At 75.7% G+C, this 20,795-nt stretch carries 15 protein-coding genes and 4 pseudogenes; 6 read left to right on the top strand and 13 right to left on the bottom strand.

Going from position 1 to position 20,795, the window contains the following annotated elements; genetic code table 11:
* The 6 genes and pseudogenes from MF408_RS11050 to MF408_RS11020 form a co-directional block, all read right to left on the bottom strand.
* Positions 1-741, bottom strand: a complete 741-nt coding sequence (locus tag MF408_RS11050; protein ID WP_240251397.1) for an FAD-dependent monooxygenase — start codon at positions 739-741, stop codon at positions 1-3.
* Positions 734-919 carry an isoprenylcysteine carboxylmethyltransferase family protein gene (locus tag MF408_RS25330; protein WP_275693462.1) on the bottom strand — a complete coding sequence of 62 codons (186 nt, stop codon included), beginning with the start codon at positions 917-919 and terminating at the stop codon, positions 734-736. Before MF408_RS25330 ends, MF408_RS11050 begins: the two co-directional genes overlap by 8 nt.
* Before the next feature lie 589 nt (positions 920-1,508).
* Positions 1,509-2,342: pseudogene (locus tag MF408_RS11040) on the bottom strand (type III polyketide synthase); the annotation flags it as partial.
* Between the two features lie 49 nt (positions 2,343-2,391).
* Entirely contained in the window at positions 2,392-3,024 is a 633-nt protein-coding gene (locus MF408_RS11035; RefSeq protein ID WP_240252228.1) for a hypothetical protein, read from the bottom strand.
* A 515-nt stretch (positions 3,025-3,539) separates the two neighbouring features.
* The gene (locus tag MF408_RS11025; protein ID WP_240251396.1) at positions 3,540-4,337 is read right to left on the bottom strand and encodes a UbiA family prenyltransferase; all 798 of its coding nucleotides are present in this window, start codon (positions 4,335-4,337) and stop codon (positions 3,540-3,542) included.
* A gap of 75 nt (positions 4,338-4,412) precedes the next feature.
* Positions 4,413-5,021 carry an amino acid-binding protein gene (locus MF408_RS11020; RefSeq protein WP_240251395.1) on the bottom strand — a complete coding sequence of 203 codons (609 nt, stop codon included), beginning with the start codon at positions 5,019-5,021 and terminating at the stop codon, positions 4,413-4,415.
* A 133-nt stretch (positions 5,022-5,154) separates the two neighbouring features.
* Between MF408_RS11020 and recC the strand changes: the two are divergent.
* The 6 genes and pseudogenes from recC to MF408_RS25315 all read left to right on the top strand — a co-directional run.
* Positions 5,155-9,276 (top strand): annotated as a pseudogene (gene recC, locus MF408_RS11015) (exodeoxyribonuclease V subunit gamma); the annotation flags it as partial.
* Positions 9,254-11,746, top strand: coding sequence for a 3'-5' exonuclease (locus tag MF408_RS11010; protein ID WP_345893940.1), 2,493 nt, complete (start codon positions 9,254-9,256; stop codon positions 11,744-11,746). The pseudogene recC and the gene MF408_RS11010, both read left to right, overlap by 23 nt.
* Positions 11,656-12,777, top strand: a pseudogene (locus MF408_RS11005) (AAA family ATPase); the annotation flags it as partial. The gene MF408_RS11010 and the pseudogene MF408_RS11005, both read left to right, overlap by 91 nt.
* Complete coding sequence (locus MF408_RS26865; RefSeq protein WP_345893939.1) at positions 12,770-13,495, top strand: ATP-binding domain-containing protein; 726 nt, start codon at positions 12,770-12,772, stop codon at positions 13,493-13,495. The pseudogene MF408_RS11005 and the gene MF408_RS26865, both read left to right, overlap by 8 nt.
* 42 nt (positions 13,496-13,537) lie before the next feature.
* Positions 13,538-14,734 carry a chromate efflux transporter gene (gene chrA, locus MF408_RS10995; RefSeq protein ID WP_240251394.1) on the top strand — a complete coding sequence of 399 codons (1,197 nt, stop codon included), beginning with the start codon at positions 13,538-13,540 and terminating at the stop codon, positions 14,732-14,734.
* A gap of 33 nt (positions 14,735-14,767) precedes the next feature.
* Positions 14,768-14,893, top strand: a complete 126-nt coding sequence (locus MF408_RS25315; RefSeq protein ID WP_275693406.1) for a hypothetical protein — start codon at positions 14,768-14,770, stop codon at positions 14,891-14,893.
* A gap of 530 nt (positions 14,894-15,423) precedes the next feature.
* Here the strand turns inward: MF408_RS25315 and MF408_RS10990 are convergent.
* The 7 genes and pseudogenes from MF408_RS10990 to MF408_RS10960 form a co-directional block, all read right to left on the bottom strand.
* Positions 15,424-15,777: a hypothetical protein gene (locus MF408_RS10990; RefSeq protein WP_240251393.1), complete on the bottom strand. Its 354-nt coding sequence runs from the start codon at positions 15,775-15,777 to the stop codon at positions 15,424-15,426.
* Positions 15,774-16,894: pseudogene (gene wecB, locus MF408_RS10985) on the bottom strand (UDP-N-acetylglucosamine 2-epimerase (non-hydrolyzing)). The gene MF408_RS10990 and the pseudogene wecB overlap by 4 nt, the downstream one beginning before the upstream one ends.
* Positions 16,895-16,899: 5 nt before the next feature.
* Positions 16,900-18,690, bottom strand: a complete 1,791-nt coding sequence (locus MF408_RS10980; protein ID WP_240251392.1) for a glycosyltransferase — start codon at positions 18,688-18,690, stop codon at positions 16,900-16,902.
* A 1-nt stretch (position 18,691) separates the two neighbouring features.
* Positions 18,692-18,850 (bottom strand): hypothetical protein, encoded by a 159-nt coding sequence (locus MF408_RS10975; protein WP_240251391.1) that lies wholly within the window; start codon positions 18,848-18,850, stop codon positions 18,692-18,694.
* Positions 18,847-19,419, bottom strand: coding sequence for an exosortase/archaeosortase family protein (locus MF408_RS10970; RefSeq protein WP_240251390.1), 573 nt, complete (start codon positions 19,417-19,419; stop codon positions 18,847-18,849). The genes MF408_RS10975 and MF408_RS10970 overlap by 4 nt, the downstream gene beginning before the upstream one ends.
* Complete coding sequence (locus MF408_RS10965; RefSeq protein ID WP_240251389.1) at positions 19,416-20,054, bottom strand: thioredoxin domain-containing protein; 639 nt, start codon at positions 20,052-20,054, stop codon at positions 19,416-19,418. The genes MF408_RS10970 and MF408_RS10965 overlap by 4 nt, the downstream gene beginning before the upstream one ends.
* The gene (locus tag MF408_RS10960; RefSeq protein WP_240251388.1) at positions 20,051-20,614 is read right to left on the bottom strand and encodes a hypothetical protein; all 564 of its coding nucleotides are present in this window, start codon (positions 20,612-20,614) and stop codon (positions 20,051-20,053) included. Before MF408_RS10960 ends, MF408_RS10965 begins: the two co-directional genes overlap by 4 nt.
* Between the last annotated feature and the right edge of the window lie 181 nt (positions 20,615-20,795).

Here is a 20,795-nt window from a genome sequence, read left to right as displayed (position 1 = left end):
CTACCCGCGACCCGGCAGCGCGAGCGCTGTCGCAGCGGCCCCCGCCCCGAGCACCGACGACCGGGGACCGCGGTCGCCGATCCGGCGCCGCAGCTCGGGGAAGTCGGTGAGCAGCTCGCGCAGCGTCACCCGGTCGTGGCTGAGCACCGCCACGCCCACCTGCTCCTCCCCCACCGGCGTCACGTACGCCTCGGCCCGGCGCGACCAGTGCACCTCCACCCACGGGCCCCACGGCGGCACCTCCGCGTGCACCCGTTGGCCGTAGCGCCGCCGGCCGGTCACCGGGCGGTCGAGGCCGAGCATCCGGCGCACCGGCGAGTGCAGGCCGTCGGCGGCGACGAGGTAGCGGGTGGGCTCGCCGTCGACGAGCAGGTGGTCGCCGCGGTCGTCGATCCGCCGCACCGGCCGCACCTCGGGGACGACGCCGGCCGCGACCACCGCGTCGAGCAGCGCCGCGTGGAGCGTCGTCCGGCGTACGCCGAGCCCGGTGCCGGAGGTGAACCGCGCCTCGGCCCGCCGGTCGCCGCCGAGGTAGCGGATGCCGAGGATCGGGTGCCCCGCGGGGTGCACGCCCAGGTCGGCCAACGCCTGCACCGCGCCCGGCATCAGCCCCTCGCCGCAGGCCTTGTCGATGACCCCGGCCCGGCGCTCGCGGACGCCGACGTCGAGGCCGGCGCGGACGGCGTACAGGGCGGTCGCGAGGCCGGCCGGGCCGCCGCCCGCCACGATCAGGTCACGCACCGACGGCCTCCCCGGACGAGCCGCGGAGGGCGGTCAGCGCCTGCTCCTCGGTGCGGATCCGCACGACCAGCAGCGCCGCGTTCGCGACGGTGAAGACGAGCGCCGTCACCCAGCACGCGTGCACCAGCGGCAGCGCGACGCCCTCGACGACGACGGCGACGTAGTTGGGGTGGGACATCAGCCGGTAGGGCCCCGAGCGCACCGCCGGGGAGGCCCGGTACGACGATCACCCGGGTGTTCCACTGCCGGCCGAGCGTCGCGATGCACCACCACCGCAGCCCCTGCGCGGCGACGACGAGCACCAGCATCGACCACGCCAGGGCGGGCGCGACGTCGGGGCGGCGCAGGTAGGCCTCGACCAGCATCGCCACCAGGAACCCGGAGTGCAGCAGCACCATCACCCGGTAGTGGCCCTGGCCGGTCTCGCGGCCGCCGCGGGCAAAGCTCCACGCGGCGTTGCGCTTCGACACGACCAGCTCGGCCAGCCGCTCGAGCGCCACCAGCCCGACGACGACGGTGAAGGCGACCAGCCCGGTCATGGCTGCGGCTCCGTCGCCCGCAGGAGCACCAGCTCGGAGCAGAAGCCCGGGCCCATCGCGAGCAGCACGCCGTAGGTGCCGGGCACGGGCGGGCGCGTGCGGAGCGTGTCGTCGAGCACGTGCAGCACCGAGGCCGAGGAGAGGTTGCCGATCCGGCGCAGGGGAGTCGCGGGTGAGCGCGACGTCGTGCTCGTCGAGCCCGAGCGCCTCGCGCACGGCGTCGATCACCTTCGGCCCGCCCGGGTGGCACACCCACCAGCCGACGTCGGCCCGGGTGAGCCCGTGGTCGGCGAGGAACCCGTCGACGTCCTCGCCCAGGTAGCGGCCGACGATCGCCGGCACCTGGGCGTCGAGCACGATCCGCAGCCCCTGGTGGCTGACGTCGAAGCCCATCGTCCGCTCGGAGTCGGGGTAGAGCCGGCTCCGGCTGTCGAGCACCTCCACCGGGCCGCCGTGACCGCGGCCGCCCCGGGCCAGCACGGCGGCGGCGCCGTCGCCGAACAGCCCGCTCGCGACCAGGTTGGGCATCGAGGTGTCGTCGCGCTGCACGGTCAGCGAGCACAGCTCGACGGTGACCAGCGCGGCGACGTGCTCGGGGTGCCCGAGCAGGTGGTCGTGCAGCCGGGCGACACCCGCCGCGCCCGCCACGCAGCCGAGGCCGACGAGCGGGACCCGGCGTACGTCGGGCCGCAGGCCGAGCACGGCGGCGATCCGGGCGTCCAGGGTCGGGATGGCGACGCCGGTCACGGTCGCGCACGCGATCAGGTCGACGTCGCTGGGGGTCAGCTCGGCGCTCTTCAGCGCCGTCGCCAGCGCCTCCGCGCCCAGGGCGACCGCGTGCTCGAGGAACAGGTCGTTGGCCTGCCCGAAGTCCTCGAGCTCGCCGTACTGCTCGATCGGCAGCACGAGGTTGCGGTGTTCCACGCCGGCGTTGCCGTGCAGCCGGCGGAGCACCTTCTCGTCCAACCCGCCGCGGCTGATCACCCGCGCGAACGCGTCGGTGATCTCGGCCTGCTCGTGGCGGTGCTCCGGGAGCACGCCGCTGGTGGCGATGATCTCCATGCCGCCCCTCTCTCCTCGTCGGTGCCGTGGGTGCTCAGTCAGTTCTGCGTCAGCGCCCCGCGAGCCGGGTCGCCAGCCCGGCCGCCACGCGCGGGGTGATCCGGCCGTCGCCGAGACCGAGCTCGACGAGGGCGTCGAAGACGCGGCGGTCGGCCGCGGCCGCCGCGATGCCGGCACGGACGACGTGCGGGCGGTGGACGAGCTTGCTGGCCGCCCACGTGTGGTGCAGGTGCCGGCCGAGCAGCCGCCGGGTCGCGGCCCGGTGCCGCGCCCCGGCGTCGCCGGGGCGGTGGTCGCCGACCGCCGCGGCCGCGGCCCGACCGGCCAGGGCTCCGGTGGCGACGGCGTAGTAGATGCCCTCGCCGGTCATCGGGTTGACCAGGCCGGCCGCGTCGCCCGCGAAGAGCACCTGCCCGTCCGGCTGCTCCGTGGCGGAGCGCCAGCCGGAGAGCGGCAGGTGGTGGCCCCGCCACCGGCTGCCGCCGTCGACGGTGCCGGGCAGCAGCCGCTCGAGCCGCTCCAGCATCTCCGCGCGGGACGGCCCCGACGCCGCCCCGGCGAAGACGCCGTAGCCGACGTTGGCGTGGCCGTCGCCACGGTCGAAGGACCACGCGTAGGACGGTGGCCCGTCCTCGCCGAACCGGATCACCTGCCGCTCGCGGTAGGCCGCCGGTGTGGGCACGTAGCCGCGGATCGCCAGCGCCCCGCCGGGCGGTCGGTGGCGAACCGACCGCCGCGCGCACCGCCGAGTGGACGCCGTCGGCGGCGACCACCACCCGGGCCCGCAGCGCCCCGTCGAGCACGACCTCGTCGCCGTCCCGGTCGAGGTCGCGGACCCGGTGGCACGCGAACGCGGCCCCCGCCCGCCGCGCCCGGTCGAGCAGGCGGGCGTCGAAGACCTCCCGCGGCACCACCCAGACCGGTCGGGCGAGCCGGCCGTCGACCCGGCTCCGCCCGTGGGAGAGGACCAGGCGGCGCAACGGCGTCCAGCCCTCCACCACGTCGGCCGCCCCGAGCGGCCGCAGCACGTCGAGCACGTGCGGCGCGATGCCGTCGCCACAGGACTTGTCGCGCGGGAACTCCTCCCGGTCGACCACGAGCACCCGGGTCCCCGGCCGCTCGGTGAGGGCGCCCAGCGCTGCCCCGGCCCCCGCGGGCCGCCGCCGACCACGACCACGTCCCACACCTCGGCGGCCATCAGACGAGCACCACCAGGAAGACGTCGACGAGGGCGATGCCGACCGCGGCCCGGAACGGCGTCCGGCCGTGGCTGACCAGCGCGAGGCCCGCCAGGAGCGCCACCACGGCCAGCACCGCCACGACGACCGCCGTCGGCACCGCTCCGGCGCCGAGCACCATCGCGACGCTGGCGCAGACGAGGACCGCGACCGCGGTCCACGCCGAGGGCCGCTCGCCGAGCCGGTGCGGCAGCCCGCGGACGCCCGCGGCCTCGTCGTCGCGGAGGTCGGGCAGGGCGTTGACCAGGTGGGCACCGACCCCGAGCAGCGCCGCGGCGACGACCAGCCAGGGCCCGGGCAACGGCACGTCGGGACCGGCCAGGGTGACGAAGACCGGCAGCGCCCCGAACGCCGCGGCGTACGGCACGAACGACACGACGGTCGCCTTGAGGCCGAGGTTGTAGGCCCACGCCGCCGCCACGCAGCCCAGGTGCACCAGCCCCGCGACCAGTCCGCACGACACCGAGAGCACGACGGTGAGGAGCACCGCGGCGCCGCACGCACCGCGGCCGACGCCGAGCGGCACCTCACCGGTGGCGAACGGCTTGTCGGTGCGGCCGGCGGCCCGGTCGCGGGCCACGTCGACCAGGTCGTTGGACCACCCGACCGAGAGCTGACCGGTGAGCACGGCGGCGGCCACCAGGACCACGCTGGAGGCGGGCAGGCCGACCGAGACGCCGTACGCCGCGGCGATCGTCGTCACGGCGAGCGTCGGCCCGAGGTGCGCGGCGCGCAGCAGGGCGGGGAGCCGGCTCACGCGCCAGCGGTACCCAGCACCCCCCACCGTGAACCGCGCCAAGATGCCGGACGCCCCGGGGTCGGCGGGCCGCGGTCAGGACTGGCGGATGGAGACCGCGAGGCTGGAGAGGTGGCCGAGGCGGGCGATCTCGGAGTCGGCGAACTCCGGTCCGCCGTGCCGGCCGATGATCACGATCTCGTTGCCGTCGAGCCGCGCGGCGGCGTAGAGCGTCACCTCGTCGCCGTCGGGCTCCAGCCGCACCGGCCCCTCCAGCTCGACGAACGCGAGTTCGTCGGGCGCGGCGCTGGTGCCGTAGACGATGCCCTTCGCGCGGTGGACGCGGGCGCCCCAGTCGGCGCGGAACGTCGCGGGCAGCAGGTCGACCAGCCGGTCGAGCGCCGCCTCGGGCGCCGCGGTCAGCTCCTCGACGGCCTCCAGGTCGAGGACCAGGTTGCCGCCGGCGGCGTAGCGGCTGATCCACACCACCCGTACGCCGTCGAGCGCGCTGCAGGCGGAGACGATCGAGTCGGGCATGGTGCCCTCGGCCATCTCGAGGAGCACGTCGTCGAGCGCGGTCCCGTCGGCGCGCTTCTCGACGATCTCGATCGCCTCGATGTCGCCGCCCGCCATGCCGATCGCGGTCGCGACGCGGCCGAGGGAGCCGGGCACGTCGGGCAGCTCGATGCGCAGCAGGAACGGCATGCGGTGAATCTAACGTCCCGAGGCCCCCTGCACCGGTGACGACCGGCCGACGGTACGTCGTCGCGTCGACGGGAGCGGCGGGTTCCGGCCGGGACCGCGCCCGGTTGTCGGGCGGTGCGCCTAAGGTGCGGCCGTGCTCACCCTCCACCGCGGACCCGGCACCGCCGCCCTCGCCGACGCCCTCGGCGAGCTCCTGGCGGCGCCGCTGGCCGACCCCTTCGCCAAGGAGGTCGTGGTGGTGCCCGCCAAGGGAGTGGAGCGGTGGCTCGCGCAGCGCCTGTCCCACCGGCTCGGCACCGGCCCTCGCGGCGGCGACGGGGTCTGCGCCGGCGTGGAGTTCCTCCGCCCGCGGTCGCTGGTGGCGATGCTCACCGGCACCGAGCACTCCGACCCGTGGCGGCCCGACCGGCTCGCCTGGACGGTGCTCGCGGTGCTCGACGCGTCGCTCGCGGAGCCGTGGGCCGAGCCGGTCGCCCGTCACCTGGGCGAGCGGCTCAGCGGTGTCGAGCGCGACCTGCGCCGTGGCCGGCGCTACGGGCTGGCCCGCCGGCTGGCCGGCCTGTTCGCGTCGTACGCCGTGCAGCGGCCGGCGCTGCTCACCGCCTGGCGCGAGGGGCGCGACGAGGAGTCCGGGGTCCCCGACGACCTCGCCTGGCAGCCGGAGCTGTGGCGCCGGGTGGTCGCCGCCGTCGACGCGCCCCCGCCCGACGTCCGCCACCGGGAGACCTGCGCCGAGCTCCGCGACCGGCCCGACCGGTGGCCGCTGCCCGACCGGCTGAGCCTCTTCGGCCACACCCGGCTGCCCGCGACCGAGGTCGAGCTGCTCGCCGCGGTCGCCGCGAGCCGCGAGGTCCACCTGTTCCTCCCCCAGGTCTCCACCACCCTGTGGGAGGCGCTGCGACCCGTGGTGGCCGACGGCCAGGTCGACCGGGCCGCCGACCCCTCGGCCCGGCTCGCCCGGCACCCGCTGCTCGCCACGCTCGGCCGCGACGCCCGGGAGGTGCAGCGCCAGCTGGCCGGCGTCGAGGCGGTCGAACGGGTGGCCGAGGGCGACCCGCCCGGCGACCACCTGCTCGGCTGGCTGCAGGCCGACCTGCGCGCCAACGAGGTGCCGGCCGACCGCGGCCGGCGGCGGCTGCGCGCCGACGACCGCTCCGTGCAGGTGCACGCCTGCCACGGGGCGGTCCGGCAGGTCGAGGTGCTCCGCGACACGCTGCTCGGGCTGCTCCAGGACGACCCGACGATCGAGCCCCGTGACGTGCTCGTCATGTGCCCCGACGTCGAGGCCTTCGCGCCCCTGCTCCACGCCGCGTTCGGCGCCGTCCCCGACGACCACCCGGCCCGCCGGCTGCGGGTGGCGATGGCCGACCGCGGTCTCGCCAGCACCAACCCGCTGCTCGCGATCGCCGGCTCGTTGGTCGGGCTGGTCGAGGGCCGCGCCCGGGCGACCGACGTCCTCGACCTGCTCGGCGCGCCCCCGGTCCGACGCCGGTTCGGGCTGACCGACGACGACGTCGAGACGGTCACCCGGTGGGTCGTGACGTCGGGCGTGCGGTGGGGCCTCGACGCCGACCACCGGCGCCACCACGGGCTGCGCATCCCCGACAACACCTGGCGGTCCGGCCTCGACCGGGTCGTCGCCGGCGTCGCGATGCCCGAGGAGCAGGTCCTGCTCGGCGACACGCTCCCCCTCGACGACGTGGGCTCCTCCGACCTCGAGCTCGCCGGCCGGCTCGCGGAGGTGCTGGGCCGGGTCGACGCCGCGGTCGCGGCGCTCGCCGCGGCCGGCACGGCGACCGAGTGGAGCGACGCGCTCCGCGCCCACGTCGCGGCGCTGACCGCGACGCCGTACGACGACGCCTGGCAGGCGTCGCAGCTGGAGCACGAGCTGGCCCGGCTGGCCGCGGACTCCGGCTCGACGACCCTCACCGTCGCCGAGGTCCGCCGCCTCCTCGAGGACCTCACCGCTCCGCGCCCCACCCGCTCCAGCTTCCGCACCGGGGCGCTCACCGTGTCGACCCTCGTGCCGATGCGCTCGGTGCCCCACCGCGTGGTCTGCCTGCTCGGCATGGACGCCGACACGTTCCCACGGTCGATCACCGTCGACGGGGACGACGCGCTCGCCCGCGCCCCGCGCACCGGCGAGCGCGACCCCCGGGCGGAGGACCGCCAGCTGCTCCTCGACGCGGTGATGTCGGCCCGCGACGCCCTCGTCGTCACCTTCGCCGGGATGTCCGAGCACTCCGGTCAGGACCGGCCACCGGCGATCCCCGTCGGCGAACTGCTCGACGCGCTCGACGCGACCGCCGCCGAGCCGGTGCGCGACCGGGTCCTCGTCCGGCAGCCGCTGCAGCCCCACGACGAGCGGCTGCTCGCCGCCGCGGCGCCGGCGACGTTCGACCCGGTCGCGCTGGCCGCCGCCCGCTCCGCCCGCTCCCCCCGGCCGGCCACGCCGTTCCTCCCCGGGCCGGTCTCACCGCCGGGTCCCGACCTCACCCTCGACGACCTGCGCCGCTTCCTGGCCAACCCGGCGCGCGCGCTGCTCGACCACCTCGACGTGGCACTGCCCTACGACGTCGACCCGCCCACCAACGACATCCCGATCACGCTCGGCGGCCTGGAGAAGTGGGCGGTCGGCGAGCAGGTCGTCACCGCCGTCCTCGGCGGCGGCTCGCCGGACGCGGTCGTGGCCGCCGAGCGGCGCCGCGGCAGCCTGCCCCCGGGCGACCTGGGCGTGGCGGCGCTGCGCGAGATCTGCACGTCCGCGCAGCAGGTGGTCGAGCAGGCGCTCGCCCTGCGCACCGACGACCCGGTGACCACCGACGTCACGCTCGACCTCGGCGACGGGCGGCGGCTGACCGGCCGGGTCCCCGACCTGCACGGCGACACGCTGCTGCGGGTGACCTACTCCCGGCTCAGCGCCAAGCACGCCCTCGGCCTGTGGCTCGACCTGCTCGCCCTCCAGGCGGCCGAGCCCGGCCTCGAGGTGCGGGGCGCGGTCGTCGCCAAGGACCGCGTCGGCAGGATCCGCCCCGTCGACGCCGAGCTGGCACGCGCGACGCTCGCCGCCTGGGCGCGGGTGCGGCACGACGGGCTGCAGCGGCTGTGCCACCTGCCGCTCGAGACCGGCCGTGGCTGGGCGCTGGCCCGCGGCAACCGGTCGGTGGCGTGGAAGAACGCCATGAAGAAGTGGCAGTGGGACAAGTTCCGCCCCCGAGCGCGACGACCCGGCCTGGTGCCACTTCCTCGGCCGGCAGGCCGAGCTCGACCGGCTGCCGGACCTGGCGGCACTCGCCGAGACCGTCTGGCGCGACCTGGTGCCCTTCGAGCAGGGATGGTTCGTCCGATGACCGCGCTGCCGCCGTTCGACGTCGCCGCGCCGCTCCCGGGCGCGTCCGGGCCGGCGGCCTCGGGCCTGGAGCCCACGACGACGCTGCTCGAGGCCAGCGCCGGCACCGGCAAGACCTGGACCATCGCCGCGCTGGTCACGCGCTACGTCGCCGAGGGCCTGGCCACGATCGACCAGGTGCTCGCCGTCACCTTCACCAACGCGGCGACCAGCGAGCTGCGCGACCGGGTGCGGAGCCGGCTGGCCGAGGTCGCCCGGTGCCTCGACGGCGCTCTCGCCGGGCGCCCGCCCGCCGACCCCGACGAGCTGGTCGCCCACCTGCTGCACGGCACCGCTGCCGAGCTCGCCGAGCGCCGCGACCGCCTGCGCGCCGCGGTGGCGTCCTTCGACACCTCCACGATCGTCACCATCCACCAGTTCTGCCAGCTGGTGCTCAAGGGCCTCGGCATCGCCGGCGACACCGACCCCCGGGCGACGCTGGTCGAGGACCTCTCCGACCTGCGCAAGGAGGTCGTCGACGACCTCTGGCTGCGCGACCGGGCGACCGACGACCGGCTCGGCCACACCGATGCCGGGCTGATCGCGAAGGCGGTCTTCGACAACCCGGGTGCCCGCCTCGAGCCCGAGCACCCCGAGCCCGGCTCGGTCGACGAGGCGCGGGTGACGTTCGCGCGGGTGGTCGCCGAGGAGTTCGACCACCGCAAGCGGCGGCTCGGTGTGCTGTCCTTCGACGACCTGCTCGTCCAGCTCCGCGACGTGCTCGTCGACGCCGACGCCGTCGCCGGCCGGCGGATGCGCGGCCGGTGGCGGGTGGTGCTCATCGACGAGTTCCAGGACACCGACCCGGTCCAGTGGGAGGTCTTCGAGCGGGCGTTCCACGGCCATGCGGTGCTGGTGCTCATCGGCGACCCCAAGCAGGCGATCTACGCCTTCCGCGGCGGCGACGTGTTCACCTACCTCCGCGCGGCCGGGCTCGCCGACACCAAGCAGACGCTCGCCACCAACCAGCGCAGCGACCACGCGCTGGTCGCGTCGGTCCACAACCTGCTCAACCACGCTGAGCTGGGCGACCCCGCGATCGCCGTCCACCCCATCGAGGCCGCGCGGTCCGCCGACGACGACTGCGTGCGCGGCCTGCCCGGGGCGCCGTTCCAGCTGCGGGCGCTGCTGCGCGCCGACCTCGGCGCGGCGCCCGACGCCCTCGCCCGCGTCGACGCCGTCCGCAGCCGGATCGCCGCCGACGTGGCCGTCCAGGTACGCCGCCTCCTCGGCGCCGGCGCCCAGGTCCGCGACAAGGACACCGGGGCGTGGGGGCGACCTCACCGCCGGCCACATCGCGGTGCTGGCCCACACCCGGCGCGACCTCGAGCAGGTGCGGACCGCTCTGCGCGAGGCCGGCGTGCCGGCGGTGATCACCGGCGGGCAGAGCGTGTTCTCCACCGACGCCGGCGCCGACTGGCGGGCGCTGCTCGAGGCGATGGCCCAGCCGCACCGGTCGCGGCTGGCCCGGGCGGCGGGCATCACCGCGTTCTTCGGCCTCGACGGCTCCGACCTCGACGTCGGCGGCGACCCGCTCACCGACCGGCTCTCCGAGGAGCTGCGCGACCTGGCGCTGACGTTCGCCGGCCGCGGCATCGCGGCGGTGTTCGAGACACTGGTCTCGCGCGGGCTGTCCGAGCGGGTGCTCGGCACGGTCGGCGGCGAACGGCACCTCACCGACCTGCGCCACCTCTCCGAGCTGCTGCACGACGCGGCGACCCGGGAGCGGCTCGGGCTGTCGGGCCTGATCGCCTGGTTCCTCGACCGGCAGCGCGAGGCCACCGACGCCACCACCGAGCGCACCCGCCGGATCGACTCCGACGCCCACGCCGTGCAGCTGGTGACGATCCACGGCAGCAAGGGGCTGGAGTACCCCGTCGTGCTCGCGCCGTCGCTCGCCGACCGGTTCGTCGGCCGGCAGGCGCCGGCGGTGCTCGTCTACCACGACGACGACCGCGAACGGGTGCTGCACGTCGGCGATCCCGACGCGCGGCCGGCCGCGCTGGTGGCGCGCCACCACCAGGAGGACGCCGGCGAGTCCCTGCGGATGCTCTACGTCGCGATGACGAGGGCCCGGTCGCGGCTCGTCGTGTGGTGGGCCGCGGGCAACAACGTGCCGCACTCGGCGCTGCACCGGGTGCTGCTCGGCCGGGTCCCCGGCGCCGCCGGGGTGCCCGACCGGCTCGAGCCACCGTCCGACGAGGACACCGTGCGCTGGCTGCGTCGGTGGGCCGACCCCGACATCGGCGGGCCCGACCTGGCGCGCGCCGAGCCGGGCGAGCCGCCGCCGCTGCCCACCCGCCCCGACCCCGGCCCGCTGGCCGTGCGGACGTTCACCCGGCCCGTCGACCTGCTCTGGCGGCGCACGTCCTACTCCGCGCTGACCGCGGTGGCCGAGGACCCGCCCGCGGTGGGCAGCGAGCCGGAGGTCGTCGAGAAGGACGACGAGCCGGAGATCGCGGTGCCCGCCCCCGAGGCCGCGGCGGTGACGCCGGTGCCGTCGCCGCTGGCACCGTTCGCGAGCGGTGCCCGCTTCGGCTCGCTGGTCCACGCCGTGCTCGAGCACGCCGACCCCGCCGCCGACGACTGGTACGCCGAGCTGCTGCGCCACGTGACCGAGCAGCTGGTCGCGTGGCCGGTCGCGCTCGACCCCGAGGCGCTCGCCGACGCGCTGGTGACGGTGTGCGACTCGCCGCTCGGCCCGTTGGCCGGTGGGCGGACCCTGCGGCAGCTGCCGCTCGCCGACCGGCTCCGCGAGCTCGACTTCGAGCTGCCGATCGGCGGGGGCGACACCCCCGTGCCCGACCCGCGGGTGCTGGGCGACGTGGCGGGCCTGCTCCGGCAGCACCTGCCGCCCGGCGACCCGGTGCTGCCCTACGCCGCCGCGCTGGCCGACCCGGCACTCGGCGACCAGGTGCTCCGAGGGTTCCTGACCGGCTCGGTCGACGTGGTCTTCCGGGTGCGCGACGGCGACGACGAGCGCTACCTGATCTGCGACTACAAGACCAACTGGCTCGGCCCGGCCGACGAGCCGCTCACCGCGGCCGCCTACACGCCCGACCGGCTCGCCGCGGCGATGGGGCACTCGTCGTACCCGCTGCAGGCGCTGCTCTACGCCGTCGTGCTCCACCGGTTCCTGCGCTGGCGGGTGCCCGGCTACGACCCCGAGCGTCACCTCGGCGGGGTCGTCTACCTCTACCTGCGCGGGATGTGCGGGCCGGAGACGCCGGTCGTCGACGGCGTGCCGTGCGGCGTGTTCTCCTGGCGGCCGCCGGCGGCGCTGGTGGTCGAGCTGTCCGACCTGCTCGACGGCGCGCGGGTGGGAGGTGCGTCGTGACCGAGCTTTTCGAGGCGACCGACCCGGCCGACCACCGGCTGCTGCAGGGCCCCGACGGACCGCTGGCCCCGCTCAACCGGGCGGGCCTGCTGACCGCCGGCGACGTCCGGACCGCCGAGACCCTGTGCCGCCTCGGCGGGGAGCGGTCGGCCGAGGTGCGGACGGCCGTGTCGCTCCTGGTGCGCGCGGCGCGCAGCGGCTCGGTGTGCATCGACCTGCGCGAGGTCGGCGAGCTGCTGCCCGACCACCCGTGGCCCGAGCCCGCCGGGTGGCTCGCGGCGGTCGAGGCCAGCCCGCTCACCGGCGTCGCGCTCCGGGTCGAGCACGGACTGGTCTACCTCCACCGCTACTGGGCCGAGGAGGGCGCGGTGGTCACCGACCTCCACGAGCGGCTCGCCCGCCCGCAGCCGGAGGTCGACGAGGCCCGGCTGGCGGCCGCCCTCGACCGGCTGTTCCCGGCGGCGTCGTACGCCGAGCAGCGCGCGGCCGCCGAGGAGTGCGCCCGCCGCTGGACGTCGGTCGTCACCGGCGGGCCGGGCACCGGCAAGACCACGACCCTCGCCCGGCTGCTCGCCGTGCTCGCCGACCAGTCCGCGGCGCCGCTGCGGGTGGCGCTCGCCGCCCCGACCGGCAAGGCGGCCGCGCGGATGTCGCAGGCGCTCGCGGCCGCTGCCGAGCGCGACGACTTCCCCGCCGCCGACCGGGCCGCCGTGGCCGGCCTCACCGCCTCGACCCTGCACCGGCTGCTCGGCTTCCGGCCCGACAACCACAGCCGGTTCCGCCACCACCGGGGCAACCGGCTGCCCCACGACGTGGTGGTGGTCGACGAGACGTCGATGGTGTCGCTCAGCCTGATGGCGCGGCTGGTCGAGGCGATCCGCCCCGACGCCCGGCTGCTGCTGCTCGGCGACCCCGACCAGCTGGCCTCGGTCGAGGCCGGCGCCGTGCTCCACGACGTCGTCGGCGGGTTCCGCGGCCGGTCGCCGTCGCCGGTCAGCCACCTCGAGACCTCGCACCGGTTCGGTGCGGCGATCGGAGCGCTGGCCGCCGCCGTCCGCGACGGCCGCGACGACGAGGCGTGGGCGCTGCTCTCGACGGGTGCCGCGGGCGTCGAGCTGGTCGCGCCGGGCGACACGGCTCGCATCCGGGAGGTCGTCGTACCCGGTCCGCTCGAGCTGCGCCGCGCGGCCGTCGCGGGCGACCACGCGGCGGTGGTCGCCGCGCTCAACCGGCACCGCCTGCTCTGCGCGCACCGCGAGGGGACCCCACGGCGTCGGCGCCTGGAACACGCGGGTCGAGCAGTGGCTCCGCGCCGCCGAGGGCACCGACTGGCTGCCCGACCGCTACCCCGGCCAGCCGCTGATCCAGACCAGCAACGACTACGGCCTGCGGCTGTGGAACGGCGACACGGGCGCCGTGCTCGGCGGCGACGAGCGGCAGGCGCTGTTCGACGACGGCGCCGGCGGCCGGGTGCTGTCATTGGCCCGGCTCTCCGACGTGGAGGTCGCCCACGCGCTCACCGTCCACCGCAGCCAAGGCAGCGAGTTCCGCGAGGTCACCGTCGTCCTCCCCGACCCCGACTCCCGGCTGCTCAGCCGCGAGCTGCTCTACACCGCGGTCACCCGCGCGGTCGACGTCGTCCGGGTCGTCGGCACCGAGGAGTCGGTGCGCGAGGCGGTGCGCCGCCACGCCCGCCGCGCGTCCGGTCTCGCCGACCGCCTCGCCGCCCAGCAGCCGACGGTCACCTGAGGGACGGTTCGTCGACACCTGCGCCGCCTACGATGCGCAGCCATGGACGCCCGCACGGAGCACCCGGGCTCACCGGGCGAGGTGTTCCGGGTGTTCCTCCTGCTCGGGCTGACCAGCTTCGGCGGCCCGGTCGCGCACCTCGGCTACTTCCGTGACGCGTTCGTCGTGCGGCGCCAGTGGCTGACCGAGCAGGCGTACGGCGACCTGGTGGCGCTGTGCCAGTTCCTCCCCGGGCCGGCGTCGAGCCAGGTCGGGATGGCGATCGGCCTCCGTCGCGCGGGGTACGCCGGCCTCGCGGCGGCGTTCGTCGGGTTCACCCTGCCGTCGGCGCTGCTGATGCTGGGCTTCGCGCTCGGCGTCGAGGCGCTCGGTCCCGAGGCGGACGCGGGTTGGCTGCTCGGGCTGAAGGCCGCGGCCGTCGGTGTCGTCGCGCACGCGGTGCTCGGGATGGCGCGCTCGCTCGCCGCCGGCACCCGCCGGGCGGCGATCGCGGTCGGCGCGATGGCGGTGGTGCTGCTCAGCGCCAACGCCGTGAGCCAGGTGGCGGCGATCGCGCTCGGAACCCTGCTCGGCCTGGCGCTGCTCCGTGCCGAGGGCCCCGCCGACGCCCGGGACGACGGCGAGGTGCCCGTCGGCCGCCGTGGGGCGGTCTCGGCCTTCGCGCTGTTCGTCCTGCTGCTCGTCGGTCTGCCGCTGCTGGCGCGCCTGGTCGCCGACCCGGCCCTCGACCTCGTGGACTCCTTCTACCGGGCCGGGTCCCTCGTGTTCGGCGGCGGCCACGTCGTGCTGCCGCTGCTCGAGGCCGAGGCGGTCGGCCCCGGTGGGATCGACCAGGAGTCGTTCCTCGCCGGCTACGGGGCGGCGCAGGCGGTGCCCGGTCCGCTGTTCTCGTTCTCGGCCTACCTCGGCGCCGTGCTGCCCGGCACCGGCGCCGTCGCCGGCGCGGCGATCGCGCTGGGCGCGATCTTCCTGCCCTCGGTGCTGCTGGTCGTCGCCGGCCTGCCGTTCTGGGAGCGGCTTCGCGGCGCCCCGCGGGCGCGGAGCGCGATGGCGGGCGCCGGAGCGGCCGTCGTCGGGCTCCTCGCCGCCGCGCTCTACGACCCGGTGTTCCTCGCCGGTGTCACCTCGCCGGGGACGATGACCGTCGCGGCGATGTCGTTCGTCGCCCTCGCCGCGTGGCGGGCACCGGCCTGGACGGTGGTGCTCGCGGCGACCGGCGTCGGCATCGTGCTCCTCTGACGGCGCGCGGGGCGGTCGGGCCGGACGCGGGCCTTGCGTTCGACCGACTCCAGGACACCGCGCACGACCAGCCTGGTCTCGGTGTGGAACAGCTCCGCGCAGGTGATCAGGGTGATCATCGGCTCCACCGGCATCGTCGCGGCCGGCACCCGGGGGTAGGGGGACCGGCTGCATCGGCCACACGTCGTCCGCCGCCACCTCGACGGCGTCACCGTCGTCGACGGTGCGATAGCGGTACACGGCGCGCCGGGTCTCCACGACGACGGTGTCGCCGACACGCACGTCCGGCAGGTCGCCGAACGGGTCGCCGTGCGTGATCCGGTGCCCGGCCAGCACCACGTTGCCGACCTCGCCGGGCTCCGCACTGCGGCGGTACCAGCCGATGCCCCGGGTGAAGGCCTCCTCGTCGAACGCTGCGACGATCGGCATCTCGTACGACGCCCCGAGCCGCGGGACCCGGAGCAGCCCGACGACGCTGCCGGTCGGGCTGGATCCCCAGTCGTCCCCACGCACGTCGTGGGCCCACGCGGTCCGCACCTCGGCGCGCAGGGCGTCGTGGGTGCGCCGGGCGGTGACGTCGGTGCCGAACAGCTGCCACGCGACGTATCCGCCACCCGCCAGGCCGGTGCCGAGGAGCAGGACCGCCAGCGCCAGCGCGATCGGGCGGCGCCGGGCGCGACGGAAGGCACTCACCGGACCGGCCGTCCGTCCCGGCCGGTGTCGGTGACCAGCACCAGGTCGTCGTGCTCCTCGAGGAGCCGCAGTCCCTCGGCGTAGGACTGCTCCGCCGCCTCCAGGCTGTTCGTGGCGGCGCGAGGCTTCCCGTCGACGTCCACCGTCCCCAGCGCGTGCCCGATCAGCACCGTCTCGGCGTCCAGGTCGTTGACGGCATGGTCCTCCTCGGTCGCCCCGGTCGCCCCGGTCGCCCCGGTCACCTCGGTCGCCGCCACGGCGCCGTCGACGTCGCCCTCTGCGAGGAGCGGCTGCCCGCACCCCGCGACCACCAGCGCCGTCGCGCCGAGCGCGAGCGCCTGCCACCTCACGACGCCACCGTCCGTGCGGCGGTCCGCTCCACCAGCTGACGGGTCTCCGCGACGATCCGCGCGGCCGCCGTCGCGGTCCCGTACGGCGACGCGGTACGGCGCAGCCGGCGACTGAGCCCCGCGTCGGCGAGCAGCTCGCCGGCCAGCCGCCCGATCTCGGGGCCGGGCCGGACGAGGTGGGCGAACCCCGCCTCGATCGACTCCGGACGCTCGGTCGAGTTCCGCACCACGATCAGCGGCTTCTTCAGCACGGTGCACTCCTCCTGCACGCCGCCGGAGTCGGACACCAGCAGCACGGCCCGGTCCGCCAGGCCGAGGAACTCCTCGTGGTCGACCGGTCCGATCGTCACGAGCCGGTCGAGCAGCTCGGCGAGGCCGAACTCGGCGACCCTCGCGCGGGTGCGCGGGTGGACGGGCATCACGACCGGCACCGGCAGCTCCGCGAGCTCGGCGAGGATGCAGCGCAGCCGCGCGGCGTCGTCGGTGTTCTCCGGGCGGTGGATCGTGGCCAGGGCGAACGGGCCGCGGTCGCCCGGTCCCGGCCACCGGGCGCGTGCCTGCCGCACGGCGAGTGCCGTGGCCTCCACGATGGTGTTGCCGGTGAGCCGGATCCGCTCCGCTGCCACCCCCTCCCGCAGCAGGTTGTCGACGTTGCGCTGGGTCGCGGCGCAGTGGAGGTCCGCGAGCACTCCGACGACCAGCCGGTTCAGCTCCTCCGGCATCGTCCGGTCGTAGGAGCGCAGACCGGCCTCGACGTGCACGAGCGGGAACCCCCGTAGCTGGCGGCCTGCGCTGCCGCCGAGGTCGTGTTGGTGTCGCCCTGCACCACGACCGCCGCCGGCTCGAGGCAGGCGAACACGTCACCGAGCTGGGCGACCATCGACGCGATCTGCTCGGTCCGCGATCCGCCGCCGACGCCCTGCAGCGTGACGTCGGGCGGCTCCAGCCCTGCGCCGGCGAAGAACGCATCGGTCAGGTCCGGGTCCCAGTGCTGACCGGAGTGGACGACGACGGCGTCCTCCGCCAGCCGGCGGATCACCGGCGCCAGCTTGATGATCTCGGGCCGCGTGCCCACCACGACGGCGATCCGCGACGCCCGGATCGGTGCACCGTCCATCGCTCCTACCATCTCTCCCTCGTCCGTGCGGGCACCGGCTCCCGTTGCCCGCTGGCCTCCTGCCCCCGGTGCCGTCCTGGACGACGGCACCGGGGAGCAGGCATTGCTGCTTCCTCCGAAGAGGTACGGGGGGCGCGCAAGGTCACGCCGGCGTCACGTCGGACGCGCCCCTGAGGGATGACGCCGTGGCGGCCGGGCGGTGCGCGGGCCGGATCCAGGAGACGGCGGGGGAGCTCGACGAGGTCCCTCCAGTGCAACGGCCGGTCGGTACGCAGCTGCACGGTCAGGGACGGCTCGGGACGCCACTCGGGTGCCGGGCCTGCCCCGACCAGCCCACGCCAGCGCCGCCACACGACGACCGGCGGTTGCGGGCGTCGTACCGCCGGCAGACGGGCGGCGGACCCGCCACCCGCGGCGATCACCGGGGCGGGCAGGGTCTGGCCCTCGGCCAGCCGGGCCGTCTTCGCCCAACCGTGCTTGCCGGTGAGGATCCGGTAGAGGGCGCGCCAGGCGCAGGTGAAGGACAGGTAGTTCGACACGACGACGAAGTGGCCCATGAGCAGGGCATGGCCCCAGGTGTGGGAGGGCACCCGGCGCTTGCTGAGGACCGCGGTCAGGAGCGCTGGCCAGAAGCTGAGCAGGTACCACGCGAAGATCTGCAGCACCAGCAGCCAGCCGCCGCCACCGGTGAAGAACCCGCCGTCGGCGACGAGCAGGACGGTCTGGAGGATGACGAGGTGGCTGAGGACCGACCAGGGCAGGTCGAAGATCCAGGGCACGCAGAGGTACAGCACCATCTCGATCGCTGAGCGGGTGCTCATCTTGTTCGACCGCAGCACCTCGGGCACGCGCGCCGCCGCCATCATGTGGCCCTGGTACCAGCGGGTCCGCTGCCGGATCAGGGCACGCAGGTTGGCGACGCCCTGCTGGTCGACTGCTGCCCGCGGCGTGGAGGTCGTGTGCCAGCCACGCACCGACAGGCTGACGGACAGGTCGAGGTCCTCGGTCAACGAGGTCGACCACGGCTCTGGGCCGAGCTCGAGCAGCGCGGTCAGCCGGGTGAACTGCCCGTTGCCGCCGAGGCTGACGGTGTCGGTGGAGATGCGGCCGAACTGGCTCAGGGCCGACAGGGTCCAGAACTGGTGGTCCTGGAGCCGGAGCAGGAGGTTCGTGGACCGGTTCCGGATGCGTACGGCGAGCATCGCGCCGCCGACGCGCGCTCGGTCGAACAGCGGCAGCACCTCGTGCATCGCGCCGTCGGAGAGCCGCCCGTCGGCGTCCATGACCGCGATCACGACGCGTTCCGGGTCGATCCGGCGCGCCGCGATGTCACCGAGCACGTAAGCCAGGCCCGCGTTGAGTGCGGCGCCCTTGCCCTTCCTGGCCTCGGGCAGCCGTCGGCGGACGACGCGGACCTGGTCGCCGCCCGCAGCCAGCGCGCGTTGGGTGGTGGCGTCGTCGGACCCGTCGTCGATGACCACGATCTGCGTCCGCCAACCCCGCGGTGCGACGAGGGAGGAGACGGTCCGCCCGATCACCTCCTCCTCGTTGAGGCACGGGATCAGGAAGTAGACGACCCACGCGCCCGGCGCGACAGGCCTGGCGTCCCGCAGCCGCCGGAACGGCTTGCCGAACCCGATGTCGGCCTGGAAGCCGATCGGTGTGCGGTGCCGGCGCATCTGGTGGACCCCGAGACCGACGGCGAGGAAGAAGTACGCCGCCGTCATCGACATCACGAAGAGCGCGGCGATGTTCACCACGTCGAACCAGGCCGAGAGCGTGTCCTGGTCGCGCACGTCAGGTCGCTCCGCGGTCGACCATCGCCCAGCGCAGGAGCAGGAGCCCGCCGAGGACGAGGAGCGCGGCGCCCAGCGCGATCCCGAGGTCGCTGAACCCGGTCATCGGGATGGTGGTCAGCCCACCGCCGCAGCAGGTGATGCCGCCGTACCCGTTCACCGATCGGCCTTCCGGTGCCGTCCGCGGACGCCGCCGAGGACGACGAGGTAGACGATCGCGGCGATCATCGCCCCGATGATGGTGACGAAGGTGCCGGCCCACTGGTGCGACCACTCGTAGCCCGCGAGGTCGTAGATCGCCGTCACCATCCCGATGCCGGTGAGGCGCGCGAGGTTGACGACCCCGAACGTGGCCGCAGCGGCCAGGGCGGCGCACAGCACGCGTAGCCACCCGATGCGGGTGCCCAGCAGGACCACGATCGAGAACGCGAGGATGACGAGGAGGACCGGCGTCGAGGTGCACTCACCGGTGACCTCGAGACCGATCGACCGGAAGTCGCCGAGGTCGACGTAGAAGACCCCGTCGGCCGACGACAGCGGCGACGCCCGGTCGAACCAGTGCCGCAGGACGTGGTCGGCGAGCCGGGCCTCGACCTCGCGGACCTCCATCCGCAGCCGCCACAGCACCGCCGCGGCCAGACCGAGGCCGGCCGCGATGGCGAGCCGGACGGCCAGCACGGGCCAACGGGTCCAGGGCGCCGTGGCCGGCTCGACGCTGATCGCGCTCATCCCTGGTCCTCCGTCGTGGGCGCCGGGATCGAGCCCGCCTCACCATCGACGAGGATCGTCGGCAGGCCGGTGACGCCCTCGTCGTGGGCGCGGTCCGCACTGCGGCGTACGAATCCCTCGTAGGTGCCCTCGCCCACGCAGTCGGCGAAGCTCTCGGCAGCGGCGCCGTCGATGCCCGCTGCCGTGCCTGCCGCAACGAGCTCGTCGTCGGACGTGCCCGCGCTCGGGTCGGTGGTGTCGGCAAGTGACTTGAGGTACTCGCGGAGGAAGCCCGCGTCGTGGGCGCAGTAGGCGGCGTTGGCCGCGCGGGTGGCGTAGTCGTCGGGCGTGGAGCCGTCGAGGAGCCCCACGACGTGGTAGCGGACCCGGAAGTCGCCGCTGTCGGCCAGCTGCGCGAGCTGATCGCCCTGGTGGAGCTCGAGGGCGCGGCAGGCCGGGCACGCGGGGTCGAGGTAGAGGTCGATCGTGCGGTCACCGTCGCCGAAGACGACGCCGGCCTCGACCGTCACTCCGTCGGGGGCCGGGCCGGACCGCTGCCACCAGTACCACGCCAGCGTCCCGGCGGCGATGACCCCGACGAGGGTCACCAGGACGAGCACGGTGGTGAGGACCGGGGTCGGTCGCCGCGCCGTCATCGGACCTCCCGGACGACGGGGCGGACCGCAGGCCGGAACAGCGGGCGGAGCAGGAACCACAGGCCCGCTCCGACGGCGAGCAGCATGAGCAGGGTGCCGACCAGGCGATGGCCCACCCAGTAGCCGTCGTCGGGGCCGAGCAGGCCGACCGCGACCACGATCCCGGCGATCCGCAGGGTGTTGGCGGCGAGCAGGCCCACCACGACCAGCAGCGCTCGTCGTACGACGAGGGCGGGGGCCAGCTCGCGGGCGGCGACCAGCATCGTCGCGGCGACGAGCAGGGCGGCCGCGACGAACGGGACGACCGTGCACGCCGCGTGGACGTAGTAGGGACGGGCGTCGTGGGTGCCGGCCCACAGGATGAAGGTCGGCCCGGAGATCTCCACGTCCCCCACCGACGGCGAGGCCAGGCCGCCGAGTCCGGCACCGAGCAGCGCCTCGAGCGAGCGGAACGGGACGTGCGCCAGCACGACCACGGCGCCGGCGACCACGAGCGCGCCGACCGCACCGGACCGGGAGGTCGTACGCGGGCCGGTGGACAGCTCGACGGTCTGCGTCATCGGTCGACTCCCTTCGTGTCGTGGGGGCGGACGTGGCGGCGGGGTGCGCTCCGGTCGGCGGGAGATACCCGCCGACCGGAGCGATGGCGTCAGGACGCCGGGACGTGCCGGGTCAGGCGAGGACGGCGCGACGACGACGCAGCAGCAGGACCGCTGCGCCGGCGAAGGCGGCGAGGGCGAG

This window comes from Nocardioides sp. TF02-7 (genome assembly GCF_022437945.1).
Lineage (GTDB): Bacteria > Actinomycetota > Actinomycetes > Propionibacteriales > Nocardioidaceae > Nocardioides.
This window is presented reverse-complemented; position numbering and strand designations above follow the sequence as displayed.